At 60.3% G+C, this 23401-nt stretch carries 23 protein-coding genes; 12 read left to right on the forward strand and 11 right to left on the reverse strand.

What is annotated here, in order from left to right; all coding sequences use genetic code 11:
- Positions 1 to 23 precede the first annotated feature (23 nt).
- Entirely contained in the window at positions 24 to 938 is a 915-nt protein-coding gene (locus tag KD146_RS00255) for an SMP-30/gluconolactonase/LRE family protein (protein ID WP_212656769.1), read from the reverse strand.
- A gap of 215 nt (positions 939 to 1153) precedes the next feature.
- On the opposite strand from KD146_RS00255, the gene KD146_RS00260 reads away from it, so the two are divergent.
- Complete coding sequence (locus KD146_RS00260) at positions 1154 to 2338, forward strand: alpha-hydroxy acid oxidase (RefSeq protein ID WP_212656770.1); 1185 nt, start codon at positions 1154 to 1156, stop codon at positions 2336 to 2338.
- On the opposite strand, the gene KD146_RS00265 is transcribed toward KD146_RS00260, so the two are convergent.
- From KD146_RS00265 to KD146_RS00275, 3 genes are read right to left on the reverse strand one after another with little or no spacing between them, the layout of a single operon-like run.
- Complete coding sequence (locus KD146_RS00265) at positions 2335 to 3135, reverse strand: anti-sigma factor family protein (protein ID WP_212656771.1); 801 nt, start codon at positions 3133 to 3135, stop codon at positions 2335 to 2337. The two genes, KD146_RS00260 and KD146_RS00265, sit on opposite strands and share 4 nt — an antisense overlap.
- Entirely contained in the window at positions 3132 to 3638 is a 507-nt protein-coding gene (locus tag KD146_RS00270; RefSeq protein ID WP_212656772.1) for a sigma-70 family RNA polymerase sigma factor, read from the reverse strand. The genes KD146_RS00265 and KD146_RS00270 overlap by 4 nt, the downstream gene beginning before the upstream one ends.
- 15 nt (positions 3639 to 3653) lie before the next feature.
- A complete protein-coding gene (locus KD146_RS00275; RefSeq protein ID WP_427857075.1) occupies positions 3654 to 4040 on the reverse strand; it encodes a COG4315 family predicted lipoprotein in 387 nt (128 codons plus the stop codon).
- 253 nt (positions 4041 to 4293) lie between these two features.
- Here KD146_RS00275 and KD146_RS00280 point away from each other — a divergent pair, with 253 nt between their 5' ends.
- The gene (locus KD146_RS00280; RefSeq protein ID WP_212656774.1) at positions 4294 to 5391 is read left to right on the forward strand and encodes a TRAP transporter substrate-binding protein; all 1098 of its coding nucleotides are present in this window, start codon (positions 4294 to 4296) and stop codon (positions 5389 to 5391) included.
- Positions 5392 to 5466: 75 nt separating this feature from the next.
- Here the strand turns inward: KD146_RS00280 and KD146_RS00285 are convergent, their stop codons facing one another.
- Positions 5467 to 6858, reverse strand: coding sequence for a TRAP transporter large permease (locus tag KD146_RS00285; RefSeq protein ID WP_212656775.1), 1392 nt, complete (start codon positions 6856 to 6858; stop codon positions 5467 to 5469).
- Complete coding sequence (locus KD146_RS00290) at positions 6855 to 7421, reverse strand: TRAP transporter small permease subunit (protein ID WP_212656776.1); 567 nt, start codon at positions 7419 to 7421, stop codon at positions 6855 to 6857. The genes KD146_RS00285 and KD146_RS00290 overlap by 4 nt, the downstream gene beginning before the upstream one ends.
- A 215-nt stretch (positions 7422 to 7636) precedes the next feature.
- On the opposite strand from KD146_RS00290, the gene KD146_RS00295 reads away from it, so the two are divergent.
- Together KD146_RS00295 and KD146_RS00300 are read left to right on the forward strand one after the other, a co-directional pair.
- Positions 7637 to 8614: a carbohydrate kinase family protein gene (locus KD146_RS00295; protein ID WP_212656777.1), complete on the forward strand. Its 978-nt coding sequence runs from the start codon at positions 7637 to 7639 to the stop codon at positions 8612 to 8614.
- Positions 8615 to 8710: 96 nt separating this feature from the next.
- Positions 8711 to 9589 carry a c-type cytochrome gene (locus tag KD146_RS00300; protein ID WP_212656778.1) on the forward strand — a complete coding sequence of 293 codons (879 nt, stop codon included), beginning with the start codon at positions 8711 to 8713 and terminating at the stop codon, positions 9587 to 9589.
- Here KD146_RS00300 and KD146_RS00305 read toward each other — a convergent pair whose 3' ends face one another.
- Positions 9590 to 11176, reverse strand: coding sequence for an L-aspartate oxidase (locus KD146_RS00305; protein ID WP_212656779.1), 1587 nt, complete (start codon positions 11174 to 11176; stop codon positions 9590 to 9592).
- A 72-nt stretch (positions 11177 to 11248) separates the two neighbouring features.
- On the opposite strand from KD146_RS00305, the gene KD146_RS00310 reads away from it, so the two are divergent.
- Positions 11249 to 11704, forward strand: coding sequence for a hypothetical protein (locus KD146_RS00310; protein ID WP_212656780.1), 456 nt, complete (start codon positions 11249 to 11251; stop codon positions 11702 to 11704).
- Here KD146_RS00310 and nadA read toward each other — a convergent pair.
- Positions 11701 to 12768 (reverse strand): quinolinate synthase NadA, encoded by a 1068-nt coding sequence (gene nadA / locus KD146_RS00315; RefSeq protein WP_212656781.1) that lies wholly within the window; start codon positions 12766 to 12768, stop codon positions 11701 to 11703. The two genes, KD146_RS00310 and nadA, sit on opposite strands and share 4 nt — an antisense overlap.
- A 122-nt stretch (positions 12769 to 12890) precedes the next feature.
- On the opposite strand from nadA, the gene eda reads away from it, so the two are divergent.
- Genes eda through modB form a run of 3 tightly spaced genes read left to right on the forward strand, consistent with a single transcriptional unit; the run spans position 12891 to position 15001 of the window.
- Positions 12891 to 13526 (forward strand): bifunctional 4-hydroxy-2-oxoglutarate aldolase/2-dehydro-3-deoxy-phosphogluconate aldolase, encoded by a 636-nt coding sequence (gene eda, locus KD146_RS00320; protein WP_212656782.1) that lies wholly within the window; start codon positions 12891 to 12893, stop codon positions 13524 to 13526.
- A gap of 33 nt (positions 13527 to 13559) precedes the next feature.
- Positions 13560 to 14324, forward strand: a complete 765-nt coding sequence (gene modA, locus KD146_RS00325) for a molybdate ABC transporter substrate-binding protein (RefSeq protein ID WP_212656783.1) — start codon at positions 13560 to 13562, stop codon at positions 14322 to 14324.
- The gene (gene modB, locus KD146_RS00330; RefSeq protein WP_212656784.1) at positions 14321 to 15001 is read left to right on the forward strand and encodes a molybdate ABC transporter permease subunit; all 681 of its coding nucleotides are present in this window, start codon (positions 14321 to 14323) and stop codon (positions 14999 to 15001) included. Before modA ends, modB begins: the two co-directional genes overlap by 4 nt.
- Here modB and ligD read toward each other — a convergent pair.
- Both ligD and ku read right to left on the reverse strand, forming a co-directional pair.
- Positions 14998 to 17571 carry a DNA ligase D gene (ligD, locus tag KD146_RS00335; RefSeq protein ID WP_212656785.1) on the reverse strand — a complete coding sequence of 858 codons (2574 nt, stop codon included), beginning with the start codon at positions 17569 to 17571 and terminating at the stop codon, positions 14998 to 15000. The genes modB and ligD overlap by 4 nt on opposite strands.
- Positions 17572 to 17574: 3 nt before the next feature.
- Positions 17575 to 18426, reverse strand: coding sequence for a non-homologous end joining protein Ku (gene ku, locus KD146_RS00340; RefSeq protein ID WP_212656786.1), 852 nt, complete (start codon positions 18424 to 18426; stop codon positions 17575 to 17577).
- Between the two features lie 132 nt (positions 18427 to 18558).
- Here ku and KD146_RS00345 point away from each other — a divergent pair, with 132 nt between their 5' ends.
- The 3 genes from KD146_RS00345 to KD146_RS00355 all read left to right on the forward strand — a co-directional run bounded on the left by KD146_RS00345 (position 18559) and on the right by KD146_RS00355 (position 21401).
- On the forward strand, positions 18559 to 19542 hold the full coding sequence (locus KD146_RS00345) for an SPFH domain-containing protein (protein ID WP_212656787.1): 984 nt from the start codon (positions 18559 to 18561) through the stop codon (positions 19540 to 19542).
- Positions 19543 to 19551: 9 nt separating this feature from the next.
- On the forward strand, positions 19552 to 20004 hold the full coding sequence (locus KD146_RS00350) for an NfeD family protein (protein ID WP_212656788.1): 453 nt from the start codon (positions 19552 to 19554) through the stop codon (positions 20002 to 20004).
- Positions 20005 to 20120: 116 nt separating this feature from the next.
- Complete coding sequence (locus tag KD146_RS00355) at positions 20121 to 21401, forward strand: outer membrane beta-barrel protein (protein WP_212656789.1); 1281 nt, start codon at positions 20121 to 20123, stop codon at positions 21399 to 21401.
- A gap of 7 nt (positions 21402 to 21408) precedes the next feature.
- Here KD146_RS00355 and galU read toward each other — a convergent pair whose 3' ends face one another.
- Entirely contained in the window at positions 21409 to 22299 is an 891-nt protein-coding gene (gene galU, locus KD146_RS00360; protein WP_212656790.1) for a UTP--glucose-1-phosphate uridylyltransferase GalU, read from the reverse strand.
- 96 nt (positions 22300 to 22395) lie between these two features.
- On the opposite strand from galU, the gene galE reads away from it, so the two are divergent.
- Entirely contained in the window at positions 22396 to 23382 is a 987-nt protein-coding gene (gene galE / locus KD146_RS00365) for a UDP-glucose 4-epimerase GalE (RefSeq protein WP_212656791.1), read from the forward strand.
- Positions 23383 to 23401 lie beyond the last annotated feature (19 nt).

Below are 23401 nucleotides of genomic sequence, written 5' to 3' on the forward strand. Positions count from 1 at the left end.
TATGAACGCGGTAGCATCGTGGCTCAACGCCGCTGCACCCCCTGAATATTGACATGGGTCGACATCAGGAACTGGTTGCAGGTGATGAATAGCCGGTTCCGCTTTGGTCCGCCGAACTCCACGTTGGCGGTCTTGGCGCCGGTGTGGATGCGGCCAAGCAGTGTGCCTTGGGGGTCATAGACATTTACGCCCAACCCGGCACTGCTCCAGATATTGCCCGCAACATCAAGACGGAACCCATCAGAGAGCCCGCTATCGATATCGGCGAAGACCTTGGGACTGGTCAACCGGGCGCCCTCGACATTGAACTGACGGATCTGGATGGGCCATTCGGGGTCATGGCTGCGACCGGTATCTGATACGTAAAGCAGCGATTCATCGGGCGAAAAGGCCAGTCCATTGGGCTTGGCAAAGTCGTCGGCGACCACGGTCAGTGAGTTGTCTGCGGGATCAAAGCGATAGACGAAGCAACCGGGCTGCTCCTGTTCAGAGCGATAGCCCTCATAGTCCGAAACGATGCCGTAGGGCGGATCGGTGAACCAGATCGTGTCATCGGATTTGACCACCACGTCATTGGGTGAGTTGAGGCGTTTGCCCTGATAGCTATCGACCAGAGTAGTGATCGTGCCATCATATTCGGTGCGCAGTACGGCGCGGGCACCGTGCGAGCAGGAAATCAGCCGACCCTGACGGTCGCGGGTGTTGCCGTTGACGAAATCGGAGGGTGCGCGAAAGGTGGTAACGCCAAGTCCGGGCACAAATTTTAGCATGCGATTGTTGGGAATATCGCTCCACACCAGGTAATTGCCATCGGCGAACCAGACCGGTCCTTCGGCCCACAGGCACTGGTCGTAATGGGTTTCGAGGGGCGCGATGCCGATCGTGAGTTCCTTGAACCGGTTGTCGATAATCTCAAGTGCGTCGCCGCTGATTGCCATAGTCGCCCCCTCTCGTTTTGTGCGCATTTGATGGCAAGCAGTGTCGAGTGGCAAGTCGATCTGTCATGAGATGTGGCGGCCCGTCAGCCCGACGAGCGCGAGGGCCCTCGTTTCTCAATACTCGCGATGTATGCAGTGCTTGGACGCGTCCCACCAGCAATTGACGACTAACATGTTAGTTGCTAGGGCATGCGGACAGTTCAGGAGCGCCGCACATGTCCAGTCTCGACAAGATCCTCACCGTTGACGAGATGAAAACCCAGGCGCGGCGTTCAGTGCCCAAGATGTTCTTCGAATACGCCGACTCCGGCAGCTATACCGAGGGCACCTATCGCGCCAATGAGAGCGACTTCAACAAGATCAGCCTCAAGCAGAAGGTGGCCGTCAATCTCGAGGGACGCAATCTCAAGACCGAGATGCTGGGCAAGCAGATCACCATGCCTGTTGCGATTGCACCTGCTGCGACGGGCGGCATGCAGATTGCTGATGGCGAGATCAAGGCCGCCAAGGCAGCCGAGAAATTCGGCGTGCCCTTCACGCTCTCGACCATGGCGGTGTGCTCGATCGAGGACATTGCCGATAACACGAGCGCGCCATTCTGGTTTCAGCTCTATGTGATGCGCGACCGCGACTTCATCGAACGGTTGATTGATCGGGCCAAGGCAGCGAAGTGCTCGGCGCTGGTACTGACCATGGATCTGCAGATCCTGGGCCAGCGTCACAAGGACATTCACAACGGGCTCTCCACCCCGCCCAAGTTCAACGCCAAATCGGTATGGCAGATGATGCAGCACCCCTTGTGGTGCGCGCGCATGCTGGGCACCAAGCGGCACACCTTCCGCAATATTGTGGGGCATGTGGGGGGCGATCACGATCTGGCTTCGCTCTCGGCCTGGACGGCCAGCCAGTTTGATCCAACGTTGAACTGGGCTGATATCGCCTGGGTGAAGAAGCGCTTTGGCGGCCCGGTAATCGTCAAGGGCGTGCTGGACCCCGAAGACGCCAAGGCTGCGGTCGACAATGGTGCTGATGCCGTGATTGTTTCCAATCATGGCGGTCGCCAGCTTGACGGCGCGCCCTCCACCATTCGGGTTTTGCCCGAGATCATGGATGCCATTGGCAAGCGCACGGAAGTCTATCTCGATAGCGGCATTCGCTCGGGTCAGGATGTGGTCAAGGCACTGGCCTATGGTGCCAAGGGCACCTTTATCGGTCGCCCCATGCTGTACGGGCTAGGCGCGGGCGGTGAAGCCGGTGTGACCCGGGTGCTGGAGATCATGCGCAAGGAACTCGACACCACCATGGCGCTGTGCGGCGAGCGCGACATTCTCGATGTTGGGCTGCACAATATCTATTCCAACGACATTCTTCCCCGCAACGCGCCGGTCGCCAACGCCTAGCTGCGATAACGTGCGGCGCTGATGTCACCTTCGGTGAGCTGGACGTAAACCGCCTGGGACACCGCTTGCATCTGATCGACGGGCAGGGTGCCAACCACTGTGCAGGTGATGCGGGCGTTGGCCCAGTAAAAGGCCTCGGTATTGTCCACACTGGCCAATTGGGTGACCTGTTGCCGGTCGGGGAGCGCGGCCGTCACATAGACGGTGATGCGCTGCTGGCTGGTATTCTCATACATTAGCTGGGCTGCCCGGCCGCCCAGTTCCGGTTCGCCCGGCAGCAGTCGACCACCGACCAAGGCAAATCCCTGGGCGCTCAGATCGGGCATGCCCAGATTGGTGTCGAGACGGTTGGAGAGCCAGCTCGAGAGATGGGCACTGTCATCGCCGCCCACTTCGACTGCATGACGGTTTTCGGCGACAAAGACCGTGTGGGCATTGACTGCATCGGCGATCAGCGTGGCGCTGGCTGTGGGGGCATCAAAAACAGGTCGGGCAAACCAGCCGGCGCCCAGACCGAGTGCCAAAAGTACGACTGCCGCTGCGGCCCAGCGCCAGATCCGGCCACGGTGCTGGATCTGTTCGGCGGCAATTCGGCGCGCGCGCAAGCGTGCCGGAACCGGTTCGGCAGCGACGGGGTCGAAAAGGCTCTGCAATGCCTGGGTCTGGCGCTGCATCAAGGCGAGTTCGGCGGCTGCGTCGGGATTGGCCGCCAGATAGGCCTGGACGGCCGGGATCTGTGCAGGATCCAGCTGTCCATCGACGAAGGCCATCAGTGTGTCACGGGTGATCAGGCTCATTTTACCGTCCTCAGATGCGGCTCGGCGGGTGTGCCTGTGGCCAGACGCAGGGCATGGCGGGCCCGGCCCAGCCGGCTCATCAGCGTACCTAGCGGGATTTTGAGAATGGCGGCGGCCTCCGCATAGGGCAGGCCTTCAAGGGCGATCAGCAGCAAGGCTTCCTTCTGCTCCAGTGGCAGGGTGTCGATAGCACGGGCCGTTTCGGCCAGTGCAATATGGCCCGGTTGCGGGGCGGGGGTCGAGGGCTCGGGAACGCGGTCAAAGTCCACCGGTTGGCCACGCCGCTGTGCCTGGCGCAATTGATTGCGATGCAGGTTGAGCAACACAGTGAATAACCAGGCGCGGACTGGTCCAGTGGGTCGGAACAGGCCGCGTCTGGAAATGGCGCGTTCGAGGCAGTCCTGAACCAGATCGTCGGCCAGATCGGCATTGCGTGTCAGCGCCCGGGCATAGCGCCGCAGGGCCGGTACGCAGGTTTCGACCTGATCAAGGAAATCGCTCACTGGACCGCCGGGGGCTTATTGAACTGCAAGATGCCAGACGCCGCCGACGCCGTCACCTGTGGTCTCGCCGGGCTGGGTGTCGTTGATCCAATAATAGAGCGGCGCGCCCTTATAGGCCCACATGCTGGTGCCGTCGGTGCGCTCGACAACGCTGAATGCGTCATCTGCCGTGGCACCGTCATCGGCCAAGAGCGGGGGCCAGTTGGCGGCGCACTGATCGTAGCAATTGCTGACGTTTTCGCTGTCCTTGTCGAAAATGTAAAGCGTCATGCCATTGGCATCGGTGAGCACTGTCTGGCCAGCAATGTCGGCTGCTTTGACCGCGCCGCCAGCAAGCTCCTGGGCCAGGGTTGGTGCGGTCAGAAAGGCGAGTGCGGCAGCGCCTGCCAGAATTGAACGAATAAGCATGGAAATCTCCCTCTGGGTTCGGGCCACGAATGCGGCCTTCACTGACATCAACAGCAGGCGCGGCGGTTTAATCCCGTCGATGGAAAAGAAATTGGGGTGGTCCGATTATGCTGTCTGAGCAACATGATGCTGGACACGACGGCGCTACATTGCTTTTGTAGCGCCAACTGGTGCGCGCCATCTGGGAGAGGGTGGACGTGACACTGGCATCGCACGCAAAAGTGCGTGCGAGTTAGGGAGAAATAGAATGAAGAGACGCGAATTCTTCAAGTCGGCCTCGGTCGCTACGATCGGTGCTGCGGCAGCAACAACGCTTGCCACACCTGCCATTGCTCAGGATGTCTACAACTGGCGCATGGTTACCACCTGGCCCAAGAACTTCCCCGGTCTGGGCGTTGGCGCACAGAAGCTGGCTGATCGCATCACCAATGCCTCGGGCGGTCGCCTGAATGTTCAGGTGTTCGCATCGGGCGAAATGGTGCCCGGCCTTCAGGCTCTGGATGCCGTGATCGACGGTTCGGCCGAAATGAGCCATGGCGCTGCCTATTACTGGCAGAACAAGAGTCAGGCACTGAGCTTCTTCACGGGGGTGCCATACGGCATGACCAGCCGTGAACTGGCTTCCTGGGTGCGCTATCTCGGCGGCCAGGAACAGTGGGACAAGATCTACGACCAATTCGGCCTCAAGGGCTATCTGTCGGGTGATACCGGTACTCAGGCTGGCGGCTGGTTCAAGAACGAACTGACCGGCGTTGCTGATGTGCAGGGTCTGCGCTTCCGTACGCCTGGTCTGGGCGGTCAGGTCTGGGCCAAGCTTGGCGCCTCGGTGACCAATATGGCAGCTGGCGAAATCTTCGCTGCGCTGCAGTCCGGTACGCTTGATGCCGCTGAATTCGTTGGCCCGTACAACGATCTGGCACTGGGCTTCTATCAGGTTGCCAAGAACTACTACTTCCCAAGCTTTGTTGAGCCGGGTCTTGCCACCGAACTGGTGGTCAACAAGTCCAAGCTGGCTGAGCTGCCACCTGATCTGCAGGAACTGGTCAGCGTTTGCGCCCAGGCATCCTATGATGACGTGGCGTCGGACATGTACGCCAATGATCCGCGCGCACTGCGCTCGCTGGTTGATGATCACGGCGTTCAGGTCCGCGCATTCCCGGATGAAATCCTGGAAGCCGGCGCCAAGGCATCGATGGAAGTGATTGCCGAGATCCGCGAAGGCGGCGATGCACTCACCAAGGAAACGGCAGAGAGCTTTATCTCGGCCTTCAACCTGCTGCGTGAACGCACCGAAGGTACGGATGCACCGTTCCTCACCGCACGTCAGAAGTACATCAAGTACTAAGCTGTCAGTCGGATCTAACAAAGAAAAGCCCGGGCTCGCGCCCGGGCTTTTTGCTGTTTGGAATACTGCGTCTGCCTAGTGGTAGAGCAGTTCGGGTAGCCATGTCACCAATTGGGGGAACATGAACAACAGGGCCAAGCCCACCACCTGCAGCAGCACGAAGGGGATGACCCCGCGATAGATCATGCCGGTGCTCACCTGTGGTGGCGCCACGCCGCGCAGATAGAACAGTGCGAAGCCAAAGGGCGGCGTGAGGAAGCTGGTCTGCAGATTTACGCCAACCATGACACCGAGCCAGATTGGATCGACGCCAAGCGTCAGCAGGACTGGTGCGGTGATCGGGATCACGATGAAGATGATCTCGAAGGTGTCCAGGATGAAGCCGAGCATGAACATGATCAACATGACGATGATGGTGGCGCCAATGGCGCCGCCGGGCATGTTGGACAGGAAGGCATGCACCAGATTGTCGCCGCCCATCATGCGGAAGACCACCGAGAATACGGCAGCACCGAACAGGATGATGAACACCATCGATGTGATGGTGGCGGTGGAAATCACTGCCTGGCGCAGGATGCTGAAGGTGAACTTGCGGTTGGCGATGGCCAGCACCATGGCGCCTACCGAGCCGACCGATGCGGCTTCTGTGGGGGTGGCAATGCCGCCCAGGATCGAGCCGAGCACGGCGATGATCAGCAGAAGTGGCGGCACCAGAGCGACCATGACTTCGCGGGCCAGGTGCTTTTTCTCATCTTCAGGAACCGGGGTTGCCGGCGCCGAAGCGGGATCGGTGATGGCTTTGTAGATCACCCAGCACAGGTACAGGCCGACCAGCATCATGCCGGGCAGCAGGGCACCGGCAAACAGTGCGCCAACCGAAACGGGTTCGGGCGCGAAGTTGCCTTTTTCCATCTGAACCTGGGCGTTGATGCCGGCAAGCATGTCGCCCATGAAGATCAGCACGGTGGAGGGTGGAATGATCTGACCCAGCGTGCCCGAGGCGCAGATAACGCCCGTGGCCAGCTTGGGATCGTAGCCCGCCCGCAGCATCGCCGGCAGCGAGATCAGGCCCATGGTGACCACTGTGGCGCCCACAACGCCGGTGGAAGCGGCCAGCATGGCGCCCACGATAATGACGGAGATGCCCAGGCCGCCGCGCAGATTGCCGAAGAGCTTGCCCATGGTCAGCAGCAGGCGCTCGGCGATACCACTGCGCTCAAGCATGACGCCCATGAAGACAAATAGCGGCACAGCGACCAGAGTTTCGCTGCTCATAAGGCCGATATAGCGACCAATGATCGAGGCATAGTTAGAAGGGTCATAGACCCCCATCAGCCAGCCGACCACGCCAAAGATCAGCGCGGTACCAGCCAGGGAAAAGGCGACGGGGAAACCAATCAGCAAGACGCCAATGACGCCCACGAACATGAGGCAGGCGAGAATTTCGCCGATCAGAACAGCACTCACGGGGCGGTCTCCGCTTCTTCGTTGTTTACGTAGCGCAGATGCGCGGGCAGCAGGTCCTGCTGTCCGGTCAGCACCAGAATGGCGCGGCAGGCCATGGCGATGCCTTGCAGGCCGACCAGTACGGCAAACACGATGATGAAGCTCTTGAGCACGAACAGGCCCGGCATGCCGCCGACATTGCCCGAGGCCTCCTGATAGCTCCAGGAGCGGGCGATGGCGGGCCAGCCATAGGTCAGGACGACGTAGATAAAGGGCAGCAGGAAGACCACCACGCCGAACAGGTCGGCAATGGCTTTCCAGCGGGTCGAGGCGGGGCGGTAGAAGATGTCAACGCGGACGTGATCATCGCGCAGCAGCGCAAAACCGGCAACGCCGGTGAACATGGCGCCGCTCAGCCAGACATAGAGGTCCTGCATCCACAGCACGCTGGTTGAAAAGACGTAACGCTGCACAACAACGGTGAAACAGACCAGCACACAGGCCAGCGCCAACCAGGAGAGGGTTTCGCCAGCCACCCTGTTGATGGTGCTGATCCCCCTGACAATCCAGGCAAGTAGTTGCAACAGACAGTCCTCCCCTTTTGTCGCCGAGTGGCCGAGGGTTTTTGTTCCATTCCCGGCTCTATTGCAAATGGATTGAGCAGCATAAGGGGCCAAGGTCAACAGCTACGGGGCTTTGGGGGGCGAATGAGCGCGTGTGGCTGGTGACAAACTGGGCAAAAATGCTATGTCGCAGCCGACAGCGCGAAAGTGGCGTAGTGTCAGCCAAGGAGGCCTGAATGTTTGTTGTTGGTGGCGAAAGCCTGATCGATCTCAAGGCCGAGGTGGCACTGCCCGGTGGCGAACTTATCGGACGCGATGGTGAAAACCAGATCGTGATGACCGCGCATCAGGGCGGTTCGCCTTATAATTGTGCGATCGCCTTGTCCAAGCTGGGTAACACGACCGGCTTCCTGTGCCCGATTTCGTCGGATGCCTTTGGCGACTACCTGCTGGGGCCGCTGGAAGCTGCAGGCGTTGTCGCCTTGTTGCCTGAGCGCGTGTCGGAATATACGACGCTGGCCGTTATCAATTTTGATGAAAACCACAATGCGCGCTATGGCTTTTATCGTTCCGCCGATGGCGCTATCGACGCCGCCAGGGCCATTGCTGCACTGCCCGCCCAGCTTGAGCTATACCAGATTGGCGGGTTCTGCCCGATCAAGCCGGCGGAAGCTGAACAATGGCAGCAGGTGGTGCATGCCGCCATCGCCAAGGGCGCGACCATTTCGATGGACCCCAATGTACGCCCAAGCCTGATCGATGATTTCGAAGGCTACAAGGCGCGGCTGTCGAGCTTTCTGGACCTGGCCCATGTCGTGAAGGTATCCGAGGAAGACCTCGAAGCGCTCGACAGTACGAAGGCTCTTGAGCAACACGCTGCCGACCTGTTGGCCCGTCCCAATTGCGAACTTGTCGTGGTGACGCTGGGCGAAAAAGGATCACATGCCTTTACCGCTGCGGGAACCGCGCAGGCCGCTATCTATGCACCGCCGGTTTTTGGGGACACAGTGGGCGCCGGTGACAGTCTGATGGCAGGCATTCTGTCCTGGCTGAACGAGCGCGACCTTCTCAAACCGGGCAAGCTCAACGCTCTGGGCGATGCCGCACTGGCAGACATGCTGCGTTTTGGCGCAGTGGTGGCCGGTATCAATTGTGGTCGCAAGGGCTGTAAGCCGCCGACCCGTGCCGAAGTCGACGCCGTTCTGGGTGGCTGAGCGTGCTGCTCCCTATCTCGCGGCCTCGTGAGGACATCGCCGATTGCTCCGACCGGCTCGCTCTGCTTGTATCGCCTGATCAGTTGAGGGGGGTGAATGATGCGGCGGTGGATCTGGGGTGTGGCGGCTGCGGCCATCATTGGTGTCGGTGCGGCTGTTTACATGCTCAAGCCGGTTAGCGGGCCTGAACGCGATTTGACGCTGATTGGTGACGTTACGCGTGGCAATTACCTGATCCGTCTGGGCGGTTGTGTCGCTTGTCACACCGATACCGCCAATGACCGAGCCTTCCTGTCAGGCGGTGCCGGACTTGAAACACAGTTTGGTACTTTTGTGCCGCCTAATATTACCTCCGATAAGGCCGCTGGCATCGGCGACTGGACCATTTCGCAGTTCAGTGACGCGATGAGCAATGGCATGGGGCCGCAGGGTAATCTCTATCCCGTGTTTCCCTATGAGCATTATACGCTGATGAGCGATCAGGAGATCGTCGATCTCTACGTGGCACTGATGGCCACCGAACCGGTGAGTGATGCGGCGCCCGCGAGCGATATTGGCTTTCCCTTCAATATCCGGCTTGCCATGGCGGGGTGGAAAAACCTGTTCTTTTCTCCTGGCCGATTTGTGCCTGAAGCCGACAAATCCGACGCCTATAATCGCGGCAAGTATCTGGCTTATGGGCCAGCCCATTGCGTAGCCTGTCACTCACCGCGCAACGCATTGGGGGCGCTCGACTGGGGTCAGGCGCTAACTGGTTCGCCAGGCGGTGTGGGTGGCAAGGCACCACCCCTGACCCCTGCCGCGCTGATCGACGAAGGGTATGATGCCGAGACACTGGCGCAAACGCTTGTCGACGGGTTTACGCCGGGCTTTGATCTGCTGGGGGGGGCGATGGGCGAAGTCGTTGCCGAAGGCACCTCACAATGGACCAAGGAAGATCGCATGGCGCTGGCAGAATTCCTGCTGGCCGAGTGATCAGGCGTTGGCGCGGATTGCCAGCGCTTCATCGAGCGCCATGGTGGTGTGGTGCTCCCAGTGCTCGTCAGTTTCGGGAAAATCGGTGCGGTAGTGGCCACCTCGGCTTTCGGTGCGCTTGAGCGCTGCCGCTGCGACCAGAGTGGCCGAAGTGGTCATGTTGAGAAAAGCACTGGTGACGTGCTCGGCCGTGGCTTCGAGCCGGGCGATCTGCTGCAGGGCTAGGTTAAGGCCGGCAACATCGCGTTCTACGCCCACCAGATCGGTCATGACCCGGCGCAATTGCTGGACGGCGGGGAGGTCGCGCAAAATGGCCTCGGCCTTGGCGCCTTCGGCTTCGTCCCATTCGATGCCCTTGAACGGGGCAAGATTGCGTACGGGCTCGAGCCCGCCAATGTCATCGGCGATCCGGGCGCCATAGACCGTGGCCTCTAGTAGCGAATTCGAGGCCAGTCGGTTGGCGCCATGCAGACCCGTGCAACTGGCTTCGCCGCAGACCCAAAGGCCGGGGAGTGAAGAGCGCCCGCGTTCGTCGACCTTAACGCCGCCCATGTGAAAATGGGCTGCGGGGGTAACCGGGATCATGCCCGCAACCGGGTCGATACCGGCATCAAGGCAATACTGGGAGACGGTCGGAAAACGCGTCAGAATATCGGCACCCAAGACCTGCCGTGTGTCGAGAAAGACCTGTCGGCCTGACTGGATCTGTCGGAAATTGGCGCGGGCGACAATGTCCCGCGGCGCCAGTTCGGCGTCGGGATGAATGGCGGGCATGAAGCGCTCGCCCAGATCATTGACCAGAATGGCGCCTTCGCCGCGCAGTGCTTCGGTAGCAAGCGGGGCTGGGTCGGCGTCTGTAGCAATGGCGGTCGGGTGAAACTGCACGAATTCGGCATCGGCAATCAGCGCTCCGGCGCGAGCTGCCATGCCCATGGCATGTCCGCGCACGCCCGGCGGATTGGTGGTGACAGCGTAAAGGCCGCCTAGACCACCAGCAGCCAGTACGGTTGCACGCGCGCGGATGAACACGGGTTCGGAGTAGCGGTCGCCCAGCTTGCGGCAGAAGACACCGACAATGCGACCATTGTCGCGGGCTAGGCTGAGCGCGGTAATGCCTTCGACGACGCGGATAGAGGGGGTGCGGCGCACTTCGGCGATGATTGCCTGCATGATGGCCCAGCCCGCGCGATCACCCTCGACCTTGACGATGCGGTTGGCCGAATGGGCTGCTTCTTTGCCCAGCGCATAATTGCCGAAATCGTCGCGATCAAACGGAGTGCCCCAGCGCGCCAGATCTTCAATCCGGGCAGCCGCTTCTGCCGTCACACTCTCGGCGGTCCCGTGATCGACAATACCGGCGCCCGCCATTTCGGTGTCGGCGGCATGTGCGTGAGAGCTGTCGCCCTGTCCCACCGCGGCGGCTACACCGCCCTGAGCCCAGGCCGAGCTGGCCCCCATGCCCAACGGCTTGGGTGAGAGTACCGTGACGGGTCGCGGTGCCAGCTTGAGCGCGGTGAACAGACCGGCCAGTCCGGCACCCACAATCAGGGCGCCGTCGGCATTGAGGGTGTTGTCGATGACGGTCATGGCCGGCTCCGGGCGGTTCTCAAATTAGGTAATTGCCCTTAAGGTCTTTTGCGTAGCAAGACCGGAGCCAAAATGACGGCGCGATCTGATGACGAAAACGGGCTTGGCGAAGAGCGTCAGAGCGGCTTTGCCGCGGCTGCGCCGCTTGAAGCTTATGAGGCGATCTACCGGCTGGTACTGAGCGCCTACCGATATCGTTGCGCGTTGACTGGCGAGCAGTTTCTGGCCGATGTGGGGCTGCTGCATCCGCATCTGGCAGTCGAGGCGATCCGGCCGCGCGAGACCGGCGGCCCGCTGCAGATCAACAACTACATTGCGCTTGAAGAGCATGCTGCTCTGGCCTTTCGCCGAGGACAGATCCTGATCGAGGACGATTACGGCATTACCGTGCCTAACCCCGACGCATTGGACCCGGCAGTTCTGGTGCGGCTCAACGCCGATCGACGCCTGCTCGTGCCGGTGGAGGGGCTGTTTCAACCCAGTCCGGCCCATCTGGCCTTCCACCGTCAACACGTGCTGGGGGCCTAGTCGCCCTTCCGGCTCATGTCGATCATGCGCTCCACGGCCAGCCGCGCTGCGGGAATGATTTCTTCGGGCACCGTAACTTCCTCAGTCATGGTGTGCAGCGACCACAGGATGTTCTCGAGGTTGATGCGCTTCATGTGCGGGCAGATATTGCAGCCGCGCAGGAAATCGACACCGGTGGTTTCACTGGCAACGTTGTCGGACATGGAGCACTCGGTTACCATTACGACCCGGGCGGGGCGTTCGGTCTTGACCCAGTCGATCATGGCAGCAGTCGAGCCAGCAAAATCTACCGCATCGATAACCTCGGGCGGGCATTCGGGATGCGCGATGATCTTGGCGGTGGGATAGGCGTGGCGCAGTTCGGAGATGTCTTCTGCGGTGAAGGTCTCGTGCACCTCGCAGGCCCCCGCCCAGGTAATCACCTTCTTGGAGGTCTTTTTGGCGGTGTTCTTGGCCAGATACTGGTCGGGGATCATGATGACGCTGTCACCCTCGACCCGATTGACGATGTCGAGTGCATTGGACGAGGTGCAGCACACATCGGTCACGGCCTTAACGGCCGCCGAGGTGTTCACATAAGTCACAACGGGCACGCCGGGATACATCTCGCGCATGGCGATGACGTCTTCGGCGGTGATTGAGGAGGCCAATGAGCAGCCGGCGCGGCTGTCGGGAATGAGCACAGTCTTGTCGGGATTGAGCAGCTTCGAGGTTTCGGCCATGAAGTGAACGCCGCACTGGACGATGACCTGCTGGCGGACCTTTGTGGCCTCAACGGCAAGCTGGAGGCTGTCGCCAACAATGTCGGCGACACCGTGATATATCTGCGGTGTCTGGTAGTTATGGGCCAGAATGACCGCGTCCTTTTCCTTCTTGAGCCGGTTGATCTCAAAAATCAGCGGGGCATAGAAGGACCATTCGATCTCGGGGATCTTGTCGCGCACCCTGTCGTACACCTTGGCGGTGGCGCGCTCGATGGCCTTGGAGAATTTCAGATCGAAGTGCTCGGCGAGTATGGTGCGCGCCTCATCAAGAGGCGTCAACGCGTTAATTGTCTGCACCATGCACGATCCTCCCGAGGTCGAGCCGGAACCTAGGGATTTTTGCGTCGCTTTTCAATGAACGGGCTTGCTAGAATTTTGCCAAGCTCCTAACCCTTGGCCAACTAACAGCTGAAAGGCCCACCATGCCGCAAGATACCGCTGCCCTTCGTTCCATCCTGTCGCTGGCCCCCGTTGTGCCGGTGATCATTCTTGACGATGTCAGCCAGGCGCGGCCATTGGCCGAGGCGCTGGTTGCCGGTGGGCTACCCATTCTGGAAGTGACGCTGCGAACGCCAAATGCGCTCAAGGTGATGGAAGAGATGGGCAAGGTTGAGGGCGCCATTGTTGGTTCGGGTACGGTGCGCAGCGCGCTGCATATGAAGCAGTCGGTTGATGCCGGTTGTCAGTTCATGGTGTCGCCTGGCATTTCGCCGCGCATTCTGGACGCCGCCGACGATATCAGCATTCCACTGCTGCCCGGTATTGCAACGCCAAGCGAAGCGATGACGGCTGCAGAGCGGGGCTATGGCTTTCTCAAGTTCTTCCCGGCCGAAGCCAATGGCGGTGCGCCGGTGCTCAAGGCCTTTGCCTCGCCGCTGGCCGATATCACTTTCTGCCCCACCGGCGGTATCGATCCTGCCAAGGCCAAGGTCTATCTGGGCCTGCCCAATGTGATCTGCGTGGGCGGGTCCTGGATCATGCCTGCCGACGCGCTGGCTTCCAATGACTGGGGCCGCATCGAAGTGCTGGCCCGCGAAGCCAGTCAGCTGCGCGGCTAGTTGAATGCGCCTGCCCGTGGTGCATTTGAATCCATGAGCATCGCTCCGCGTAGGATCGCGGCGGTCATTGGGCTTGTTGTCGGTCTTGCGCTGCCCGGTGCCGTTCGCGCCGAGACGGTGCATGTTGCGGTTGCCGCCAACTTTACGGCCGTGGCTGAACAATTGGCCCTCCTGTTTGCCGCCGAAACAGACCATCACCTGGTCTATAGTTTCGGGGCAACCGGCCAACTCTACGCCCAGATCAGCCAAGGCGCGCCCTATGCGGTGCTCCTGGCTGCCGATGCGGCACGACCCAGCCGGGCCATTGCCGAAGGCTTTGGCGTGGCGGGAACACAGTTCACCTATGCAGTTGGTGCGCTGGCGCTCTATAGCCGATCGATGGATGTGGGTGACGGGGCGGCTTTGTTGCGTTCCGGTGGGTTCAACAAGCTTGCCATGGCCGATCCACAATCGGCGCCCTATGGTCTGGCCGCCCAGCAGGCACTTGATCGTCTGGGGTTAACGGCGGCGCTGGCGCCAAAACTGGTAATCGGACAAAATATCACCCAGACGTTGCAGTTTGTTGAAAGCGGCAACGCAGAAGCCGGGTTCGTCGGGCTGAATCAGGTGGCGGGCAAAACGGGTATCTGGATTGTGCCAAAAGGGCTCTACGAGCCCATTGCACAGGACGCGGTATTGCTTAACCCCGGGCGCGACAGCGCAGCGGCGCGGGCATTTCTGGCCTTCCTGCGCAGCGAGACGGCCCATCGTGTGATAGAAGCGGCGGGCTATGACTTCAGCAGTGGACCGCCGCAATGAATCTGGCTGAGCTATGGCCGCCGATCAGCGTGACGCTGAGTCTGGCCAGTATCAATACGCTGATCCTGTTGCTGGTGGGCACGCCGATTGCCTGGTGGCTGGCGCGTAGCAGGAGCCGTTATCGTGAACTGGTTGGCGCGCTGGTGGCCATGCCGCTGGTCTTGCCGCCAACCGTGCTGGGTTTTTATCTGCTGATAGCGCTTGGTCCTGATGGCCCGGGTGGCTGGATCGCCGGCCTGTGGGGCGGGCGCACGCTGGCCTTTTCCTTCACCGGTCTGGTTATCGGTTCATTCTTTTATTCACTGCCCTTCATGGTCCAGCCGCTGCGCAATGGATTTGCCGCCATTGGGGATGATCCGCTTGAAGCCGCATCAAGCCTTGGCGCGAGCAATTGGCAACGCTTCTGGCGGGTGGCGCTGCCCTTGGCGCGGTCGGGCTATATCACAGGCGCTGTGATGACCTTTGCCCACACGGTGGGGGAGTTTGGCGTAGTCCTGATGATTGGCGGCAATATCCCGGGGCAGACCAAGGTCACGGCCATTGCGCTTTATGACTATGTCGAGCGCCTGCAATGGGGGCAGGCGCATATATTGGCGCTGGGCATGGTGGTCTTCGCCTTCGTGGTCATTGCGGTGACGCTGACGATTGATCGACGCATCAATGTGCCCATGCCCTAGTCGGCTTGGGTGACGGCTTTGAGCATGGGCTTGGTGATGGACTGGGTGATCTCGAAATAGTCTGTCCATGGGTCAGCTTCACTGGCGCATTCGGCGGCAGCGGCGAGCGTAAACTGGTTGGCGGACTTGACGTTCTGCAGCTCATCCCAGCTCACGGGCACGGCAACTGGAGCGCCTTCGCGGGAGCGGCTGGACCAGGGGGCGATCGCCGTCGAACCGCGTTCATTACGCAGATAGTCGATAAACAGCTTACCCTTGCGCTTGGCCTTGCTCATGGTGGCGATGTAGCGATCGGGCTGGTCGTCGGCCAGTCGTTGCGCCAGACCCTTGCAGAAGGCTTTCACCTCGGGCCACGCAACCCTTGGTGTCAGCGGGGCAATGACATGTACCCCCTTGCCGCCGGACACCAGCGGGTAACTTTTGAGCCCCAGGGCATTGAGCACGTCGCGTATATCGGTGGCCGCTGCGCGCACATCGGCAAAGCCGAGCCCTTCATCGGGATCAATGTCAAAGATGATGCGCTCGGGCTTTTCGACATCCTTGTTGCGTGCCCCCCAGAGATGCCATTCGAGCACGTTCATCTGCGTGCCCGCGATCAGGCCGGCCAGATCGTCGATATAGAAATAGTCTTCCTTGCTACCGTCCTTTTCGGTGATCAGCAGCGACTTCATGGCGTCCGGGAAGCCGCCCGTGTCGTGTTTCTGGAAGAAGCAGTAGTTGGCACGACCCTGTGGGCAGCGCAGCAGGCTGAGCGGACGGTTGGCGACGTAGGGCAACATGCGTTCAGCGACCGCAGCGTAATAGGCAACCAGTTCGGCCTTGGTTACGCCCTGTCCGGGATAGACCACCCGATCAGGGCTGGTCAGGCGGACAGCGGCCTTGTCAGCAGCGGCGCTACCCGCCTTGGCGTTCAGTAGCGCAGTCTCAGGCCGATCGGTCGGTTTTTCCAGTGTGACGTCCTTGGCGGATTTGTCTTCGCGCAGGCCCAGAAACGAGGGATGGCGCAGAATCCCGTCCGGGGTAAACTCCGCATAGCCGATTTCCGCCACCAGCTCTGGCGTGATCCAGCGGGCATTGCGGGCGATGGGTTTGGGCACTTGGGCGAAAGGGCTGGTCTTGCGGCTGCGGCTGTCGAGCTGGCGCTGCAACTCTTCTGCGACATCGACACTGAACCCGGTACCGACACGACCGCGATAGGTCAGCTTGCCATCATCCCAAGTGCCCAAGAGCAAGGAGGCGAAGGTCTTCTTCTTTGACGAAGGCGACCAGCCCGCGATGACAAATTCCTGCCGCCGCGCGCATTTGATCTTGAGCCAGTTGCGATTGCGATCGCTGCGATAGGGAGCATCAGCCTGCTTGGCGATAATGCCCTCATGGTTCTCGCGACATAGGGCGTCGAGTACCTTTTGACCATTGCCCGTGACATGAGTGGAGAGTTGCACGAGCGAAGATGTATCGATGGTACCAAGTAGTGCTTCTAGCCGCCGCTTGCGCTCGGTGAGCTTGAGTTTGGCAGTGTCCTCGCCATTTTCTTCAATCAGATCAAAGGCGAAGAAGGTCAGCGGACCGCCATCGGACAGACGCTGTTTGAGGGTGGAGAAATCGGTGCGCCCCTTGCTGTCAAAGGCGCAGAGCTCGCCATCGATCAGCGCCGTACCCTTGGTGATGCGGCTCAGGGGCGGGACGATGGTGGCGAACTGGTCGGTCCAGTCCTTGCCGTTGCGGGTAAACAGCCGGACCTGATCGCCAGCTATCGCGGCCTGACAGCGATAGCCGTCATATTTCATCTCGAACACCCAATCATTGCCTTCGGGCACCTCGCTGCTCAGCGTCGCGAGCTGCGGCGGGCGAAACTCGGGCAGTTGGCCTGACTTGCCGCTCTTGGGCATGTTGGGTGCGGGATTGTCGACGGCCTTGTCGGGGTCAGAGTGCCAGACGGCATCAGCCTTGGTCTTGGTGGTCTTTTTGGGTTTGAGGCCCTTTGCGATTCCCGCCATATCGCGCCCGGTCGAGACTGATCTTGTGAAGCGAGTGGTAAGCGTTTCTTCGTTCCTTGCCTGCTCATCGCGGTGTTTGATCAGGAGCCAGTTCTGGCGAGCGGGACCCGATTTGCGCTTGGTGTCGCGGCCCTTCATGTGAACCAGAACCCATTCGCCCTTCATGCGCTGACCATGCAGGCGCATTTTCAGGTCGCCGCCCTCCAGCGCTTCATGTGGGTCGCCAATGGGCTCCCAGGTACCCTGATCCCAGAGCATCACGGTGCCGCCGCCATACTCGTCGGGGGGGATCGTGCCTTCAAAATCACCATAGGCGAGGGGGTGATCTTCGACGCGAACGGCAAGCCGCTTGTCACTGGGGTTGTCGGAAGGTCCCTTGGTCACAGCCCAGCTTTTGAGTACGCCATCAAGCTCGATGCGGAAATCATAGTGCAGCCGCGTTGCATCATGTTTCTGGACCACGAAGCGGTGGCCACCGGCAGCTACGGCGCTCTGGCCTGAGGGTTCCTGCGTCTTGGTGAAGTCGCGCTTGGCCTGATAGTCCTTGAGCAGCGTGTCGGCTTTGCTGGCCATGGATCAACTGGCTTTCTTGCGCGGCGCGCTCTTGGCCGGTGTTTTTTTCTTGCCGCCGGAGCTGCCTTCAAGGCTCGATTTGAGCGCTGCCATCAAATCCACGACATTGGAGCCGCTGGGTGCAGCCTCGTCGGGCTCATCCTTGGTGGACACCTTTTTGCTCTTGGATTTCAGCTTGGTGGCGATCAGCTCGCGCAGGGCGGCCTGATAGTGGTCCTTGAACACGCCCGCGTCGAAGGGCGCTGTCTTTTTCTCGATCAGGGCGGTTGCAACTTCGAGCAGTTCGGCGTCGGCCTTCTTTGCCGAGATTTCGGCAAAATACGGATCAGCTTTGCGCAATTCCTCCTCGTAGTGGAGGGTTTCAAGCAGCAGGCCCGTGCCGGTTGGCTTGATGGCAACCAGATATTCCTTGCCGCGCAGGGCCAGCTGACCGAGCCCGACCTTTTCGCTGGCCCGCAAGGCATCGCGGATGACGCGGAAGGCATCTTCGGCCAGATCGTCAGCGGGAACGATGAAATAGGGTTTATCAAAATAGATCGGATCGATTTCGCATGCGCCGACAAACTGCGTCAGTTCCAGGGTCTTGCGCGTGTCGAGTTTGACCGCGTCAATTTCCTCATTGCTGAGCAGGACATAGTCGCCCTTCTCGTACTCAAAGCCCTTCATGATCTCGTCCTTGTCGACGGGACCGACGCCCGCCACTACTTTTTCGTAGTGGATTGGCTTGCCCGTCGGCTCATGGATCTGGCGGAAGCTGGGCTTGGCGCTCGACTTTGTCGCTGTGTAAAGCTCCACGGCAATGGAGACTAGGGAGAGGCGCAACTGGCCTTTCCAGATGGGACGTGACGCTGGCATGGCGGGCTCGCTGGTCTGACGACTTTTGCCAATAACGAGTCCGATTGGGCCTTTGTTCCGCCGCGGTCGGCGTTGCGCGTGCCTCAAGACGCCCATAAGGTCTCGGCAAAATGCGGCATGGGAGAATCGAGAATGGACAGTTTCGGGTTGGACGGCCTCAGCATCACGCTGATTGGTCTGGGTATTCTGGCATTGCTGGTACTGTTTGCCGGTGCCAAGATCGTACCGCAGGGCTACAACTTCACCATTGAGCGGTTCGGCAAATATACCCGTACTCTCAGGCCCGGCCTGAACCTGATCGTGCCGTTCATCGATGCCATCGGCAAGCGCATCAATGTGATGGAGCAGGTGCTCGATGTGCCCCATCAGGAAGTGATCACCCGCGACAATGCCTCGATCACGGCCAATGGCGTGACCTTTTACCAGATACTGGATGCGGCAGCGGCGGCCTATGAGGTCTCCAACCTTGAAAACGCCATTCTCAACCTGACCATGACCAACATCCGCACGGTGATGGGCTCGATGGATCTGGATCAGTTGCTGTCCAATCGCGACGAGATCAATCAGCGCCTGCTTGGGGTGGTTGATGCGGCCGTATCGCCCTGGGGTGTCAAGATCACCCGCATCGAGATCAAGGATATCGACCCGCCCAAGGATCTGGTGGATTCCATGGGGCGTCAGATGAAGGCTGAGCGTGAAAAGCGTGCGGCTATTCTGGAAGCTGAGGGCCGTCGTCAGAGTGCGATCCTGCAGGCGGAAGGCGCCAAGCAGGCCCAGGTTCTTGAAGCCGAGGGCCGCAAGGAAGCCGCCTTCCGCGATGCTGAAGCGCGCGAGCGTTCGGCTGAAGCCGAAGCCAAGGCGACCCAGGTGGTGAGCGAGGCCATCGCCTCGGGCAGTGTGCAGGCGATCAACTATTTCGTCGCCAATAACTATATCAAAGCACTGGAATCCATCGCCAAATCGCCGAACCAGAAGCTGCTGATGATGCCGATGGAAGCGGCCAGCGTCATCGGGGCTATTGGCGGCATCGCTGAAATCGCCAAGGAAACCTTCGGTGACAAGGGACAAGCCGCGGCACGTCCGGGTCGTCCACCCTCGGCAGGGTCGGCGCAATAGGAGGCGGTGATGCAGATCGTTGATCTGATTGTTGCCAATGGACACTGGTCCTGGATTGTTGGCGGATTGGTCTTGCTGGGCCTCGAACTCGTTCTGCCGGGCGGGTTTTTGCTGTGGATGGGCATTTCGGGGATCATTACCGGGTTGCTCACCATGGTGCAGCCCATGCCGTGGCCGCTGCAGTGGCTGATCTTTGGCGGTCTGAGCCTGCTGACAACCTTTGCTTGGGTGCGCTGGAGCCGCAATCGGCCCACACCGACCGATCGTCCCTTTCTAAATAGGCGCGCTGACCATTTTATCGGGCACGAGACAGTGCTGGAGCAGGCTATTGCCCAGGGCTATGGCCGGGTGGTGCTGGGGGATACGGTCTGGCGGGTATCGGGGCCCGAACTGCCTGTCGGGCAGCGCGTGCGGATCGTGGGGAGCGATGGGGCGGTGCTCAAGGTCGAGGCGATCTCTTAGCGTCGGGCAAGTCTTCGTTAACCATAAGATGGAAAGATCGCCACGCCTCGGACAATTGCGTCCGCAGGTGTCGATCGGTACGCCGATTGCCTGTTCACTGGCTGGCGGAGCGGAACTTGTCCTTGCGGTTACGGCACACGATCTGGCGGGCTGGCGCCTTGTGCACATTGTGCCTGGCAGCGCCCGCTATCGCGCAATCGGATGTGTTTACCGGCGACGGGTCGCGTAGCGATAATGACCGGCTGACGCCGGGCATCTACCCCACTGACCCGGTGCTGGCCAATGGCAATTGGCTGCGCGAACCCCACGATCCGTTCTTCGATGTCGACTGGTCGGTGGCGCTGCGCGGCAGCTATACAAAATCCACCAGCGGCGAACGCTTTGATGTCCGCACAATTCCTTCGGTGACGCTAAGCCATACCGGCTCGCGCTCCAATGTGAGCGCTACCGGCAGTGCCGAAATCGTGCAGCCGATCAATGGTCAGATTGATGTCAGCGCCCTGCGCCTGTCGGGTTCGCTTGGCTATGCGCTGGATAGTGACACGACACTGGATGCAGCGGGCCGCTTGTCGGTGACACGTTCACAAGCAGGGACGCCGGGCGTCGCCAGCAATATCGAGGTTGCCCCCCTGACGATCAGCGGTGGCGGCGATCTGGGTGTGACGCGGCAATTCGGCAAGTTCAATGTCGGATTGACCGGCTCGGCTGATCGCACGGTTTATCAGGAGACGACCCTGAGCGATGGCACACGCGTCAACAATGCCGATCAGGACGCCTGGGCGCTCAACACAGGATTGCGGGTGGGCTTTCAGATCACGCCGATCTTTGAAGTGTTCGGCAGAGCCAGCGTTGGCCGCGATGTATTTGACGTGCAGTCGGCATCGCTGGGTCTCAAGCCCGACGCAACCACCAGCTTGCTTGAGGCTGGTGTGACGGGCAAGTGGAACGAGGTGCTCGAGGCAAGTGCATCGACGGGAGTGACGCTGCGACGGTTTGATGCGAGTAGCCTAGGTGAAGTGACCGCTCAGACCTACGACGCCTCGCTGACATTCCGGCCCGATCCGACCATCCAGATGACCGCAGGTCTGTCGACTACTGTAGCGCCTCCGGGCCCAAGCGGGTCAGGATCAACGCGCATTGGCTACGCAGCTGATGGTGAAGTCGCCTATACGGTCAATAGCTGGGTCGCCCTGCGCGCGCTCGCCAATTGGAGCAGTGCGAGCTATATCGGCAGCACTGACACCGAAACCGGTTATGGTTTCGGCGCCGGTGGTGACTATAAGGTCAATGCCCATACCGCGCTGACTGCCGACTACAATTTCGACAAGTCAGACAGCTCGACCAACGGCCCGCAGGAGGCACACCAGGTCAGCGTCGGGATTACGGTATCGCGCTGATACAGACCTAGAGCTGGTCGCCAAAATCGAGATTGCGCAGTTCCTTGATGAAGCCGTCGCGGATATCGTCCCGGTCCAGGGCGAACAGCACATTGGCCGTCAAAAAACCCAGCTTTGAACCGCAGTCGAAGACCTTGCCTTCGTATTTTACCCCGGTGAAACGCTGCTCCTGCATCAGCACCTGCATGGCGTCGGTCAGCTGGATTTCTCCGCCAGCGCCCTTGGCCTGGTCGGCCAGCAGGTTAAAGATTTCCGGCTGCAGAATATAGCGACCCGAAATAAACAGGTTCGATGGCGCCTCTTCACGCTTGGGCTTTTCGACCATGCCATTGATGGTGAAGCCGGTATCGGGGCCCTCCCCGCGCACGACTACGCCGTAGGAGGATACGTCTTCCCACGCGCACTCCTCCACGCCAATAACATTGCCGCCGTTCTGTTCGTCCTCATAGGCGTCGATCATCTGGCGCAGGACACCGGGCTGCGCGCGGAAGATCATGTCGGGCAGCAGAAGGGCAAAGGGGTTATTGCCGACGATCTCGCGGGCGCACCAGACAGCGTGTCCCAGACCCAGCGGTTCCTGCTGGCGGGTGAAGCTGCTGTGGCCGGCCGAAGGCAAATCCTTGCGGAGCTCGTCTAGAGCCTCGGTCTTGCCACGCGCTTCCAACGTGGTTTCGAGCTCGAACTGGCGGTCGAAATGGTCTTCGATCACGCCCTTGTTGCGGCCGGTGACAAAGACAAAATGCTCAATGCCCGCTTCGCGCGCTTCATCGACCGCGTATTGAATGAGCGGCCGGTCCACAACGGTCAGCATCTCCTTGGGCATTGCCTTGGTGGCGGGCAGGAATCGGGTTCCGAGACCGGCTACCGGAAATACGGCCGTTCTGACGCGTTTGGACAAAGGTATCTCTCCGTGCTGTTGACGAAAGTAAAGCTATCGCAATGCTTGTATAATATCACGACAGAAAATTTGGTTGCAAATGCAGAGGGCTAGGCAATGGCGGTATTGGTAACGGGTGGCGCTGGATATATCGGCAGCCATATGGTTCTCAGCCTGAGTGATGCGGGCGAAAACGTCGTGGTGCTGGACAATCTGGTCACTGGTTTTGACTGGGCCATTGATGGGCGGGCGCTGTTCGAACAGGGCGATGCTGGCGATATCGATTTCGTGGTCGGGCTGATCAAAAAGCACGGCATCACCGAGATTGTGCATTTTGCTGGCTCCATCGTGGTGCCGGAATCTGTGACTAACCCATTGAAATATTACGGCAATAACACCGCGACCTCGCGCAATCTGATCGAGGCGGCCGTCAAGGGTGGGGTAAAGCATTTCATCTTCTCGTCCACGGCTGCGGTGTATGGCATGACAGGGCTGGCGCCGGTTGTGGAAACCACTCCACTCAATCCGATGTCGCCTTATGGCCGCTCCAAGCTGATGACCGAGATGATGCTGGCCGATGTGGCCGCGGCGCATCCGATGACCTTTGGCGTGCTGCGCTATTTCAATGTGGCCGGCGCCGATCCGCAGGGTCGTAGCGGGCAGTCCTCTCCCGAGGCGACCCACCTGATCAAGGTGGCCTGCCAGACGGCGCTGGGGCAGCGCGAGAAGATGGATATCTTCGGCACGGATTTCGAAACCCCTGATGGCACGGGCGTTCGCGACTATATCCATGTCAGCGATCTGATTGCCGCCCATGCCCTGTTGCTCAAGCATTTGCGCGGTGGTGGCGACAGCACAACGCTCAATTGCGCCTATGGTCAGGGCTATTCGGTGCGCGAGGTGGTGGACACGGTTCGCAAGGTTTCCGGCGTTGATCTGCGGGCCGAAGAGGGGCCGCGGCGGGCCGGGGATCCGGCCTCGATTACCGCCACAGGCGAGAAGGTCCGGGCGACGCTGGGCTGGGTACCACAGCATGCTGACCTGACCGAAATCGTGCAATCGGCCTTTGCCTGGGAGAAGCATTTGATGGTGCGAAACCGCTAGCCGATGGACACCCTCAAGC

The sequence above is a fragment of the Devosia litorisediminis genome, from assembly GCF_018334155.1.
GTDB lineage: Bacteria > Pseudomonadota > Alphaproteobacteria > Rhizobiales > Devosiaceae > Devosia > Devosia litorisediminis.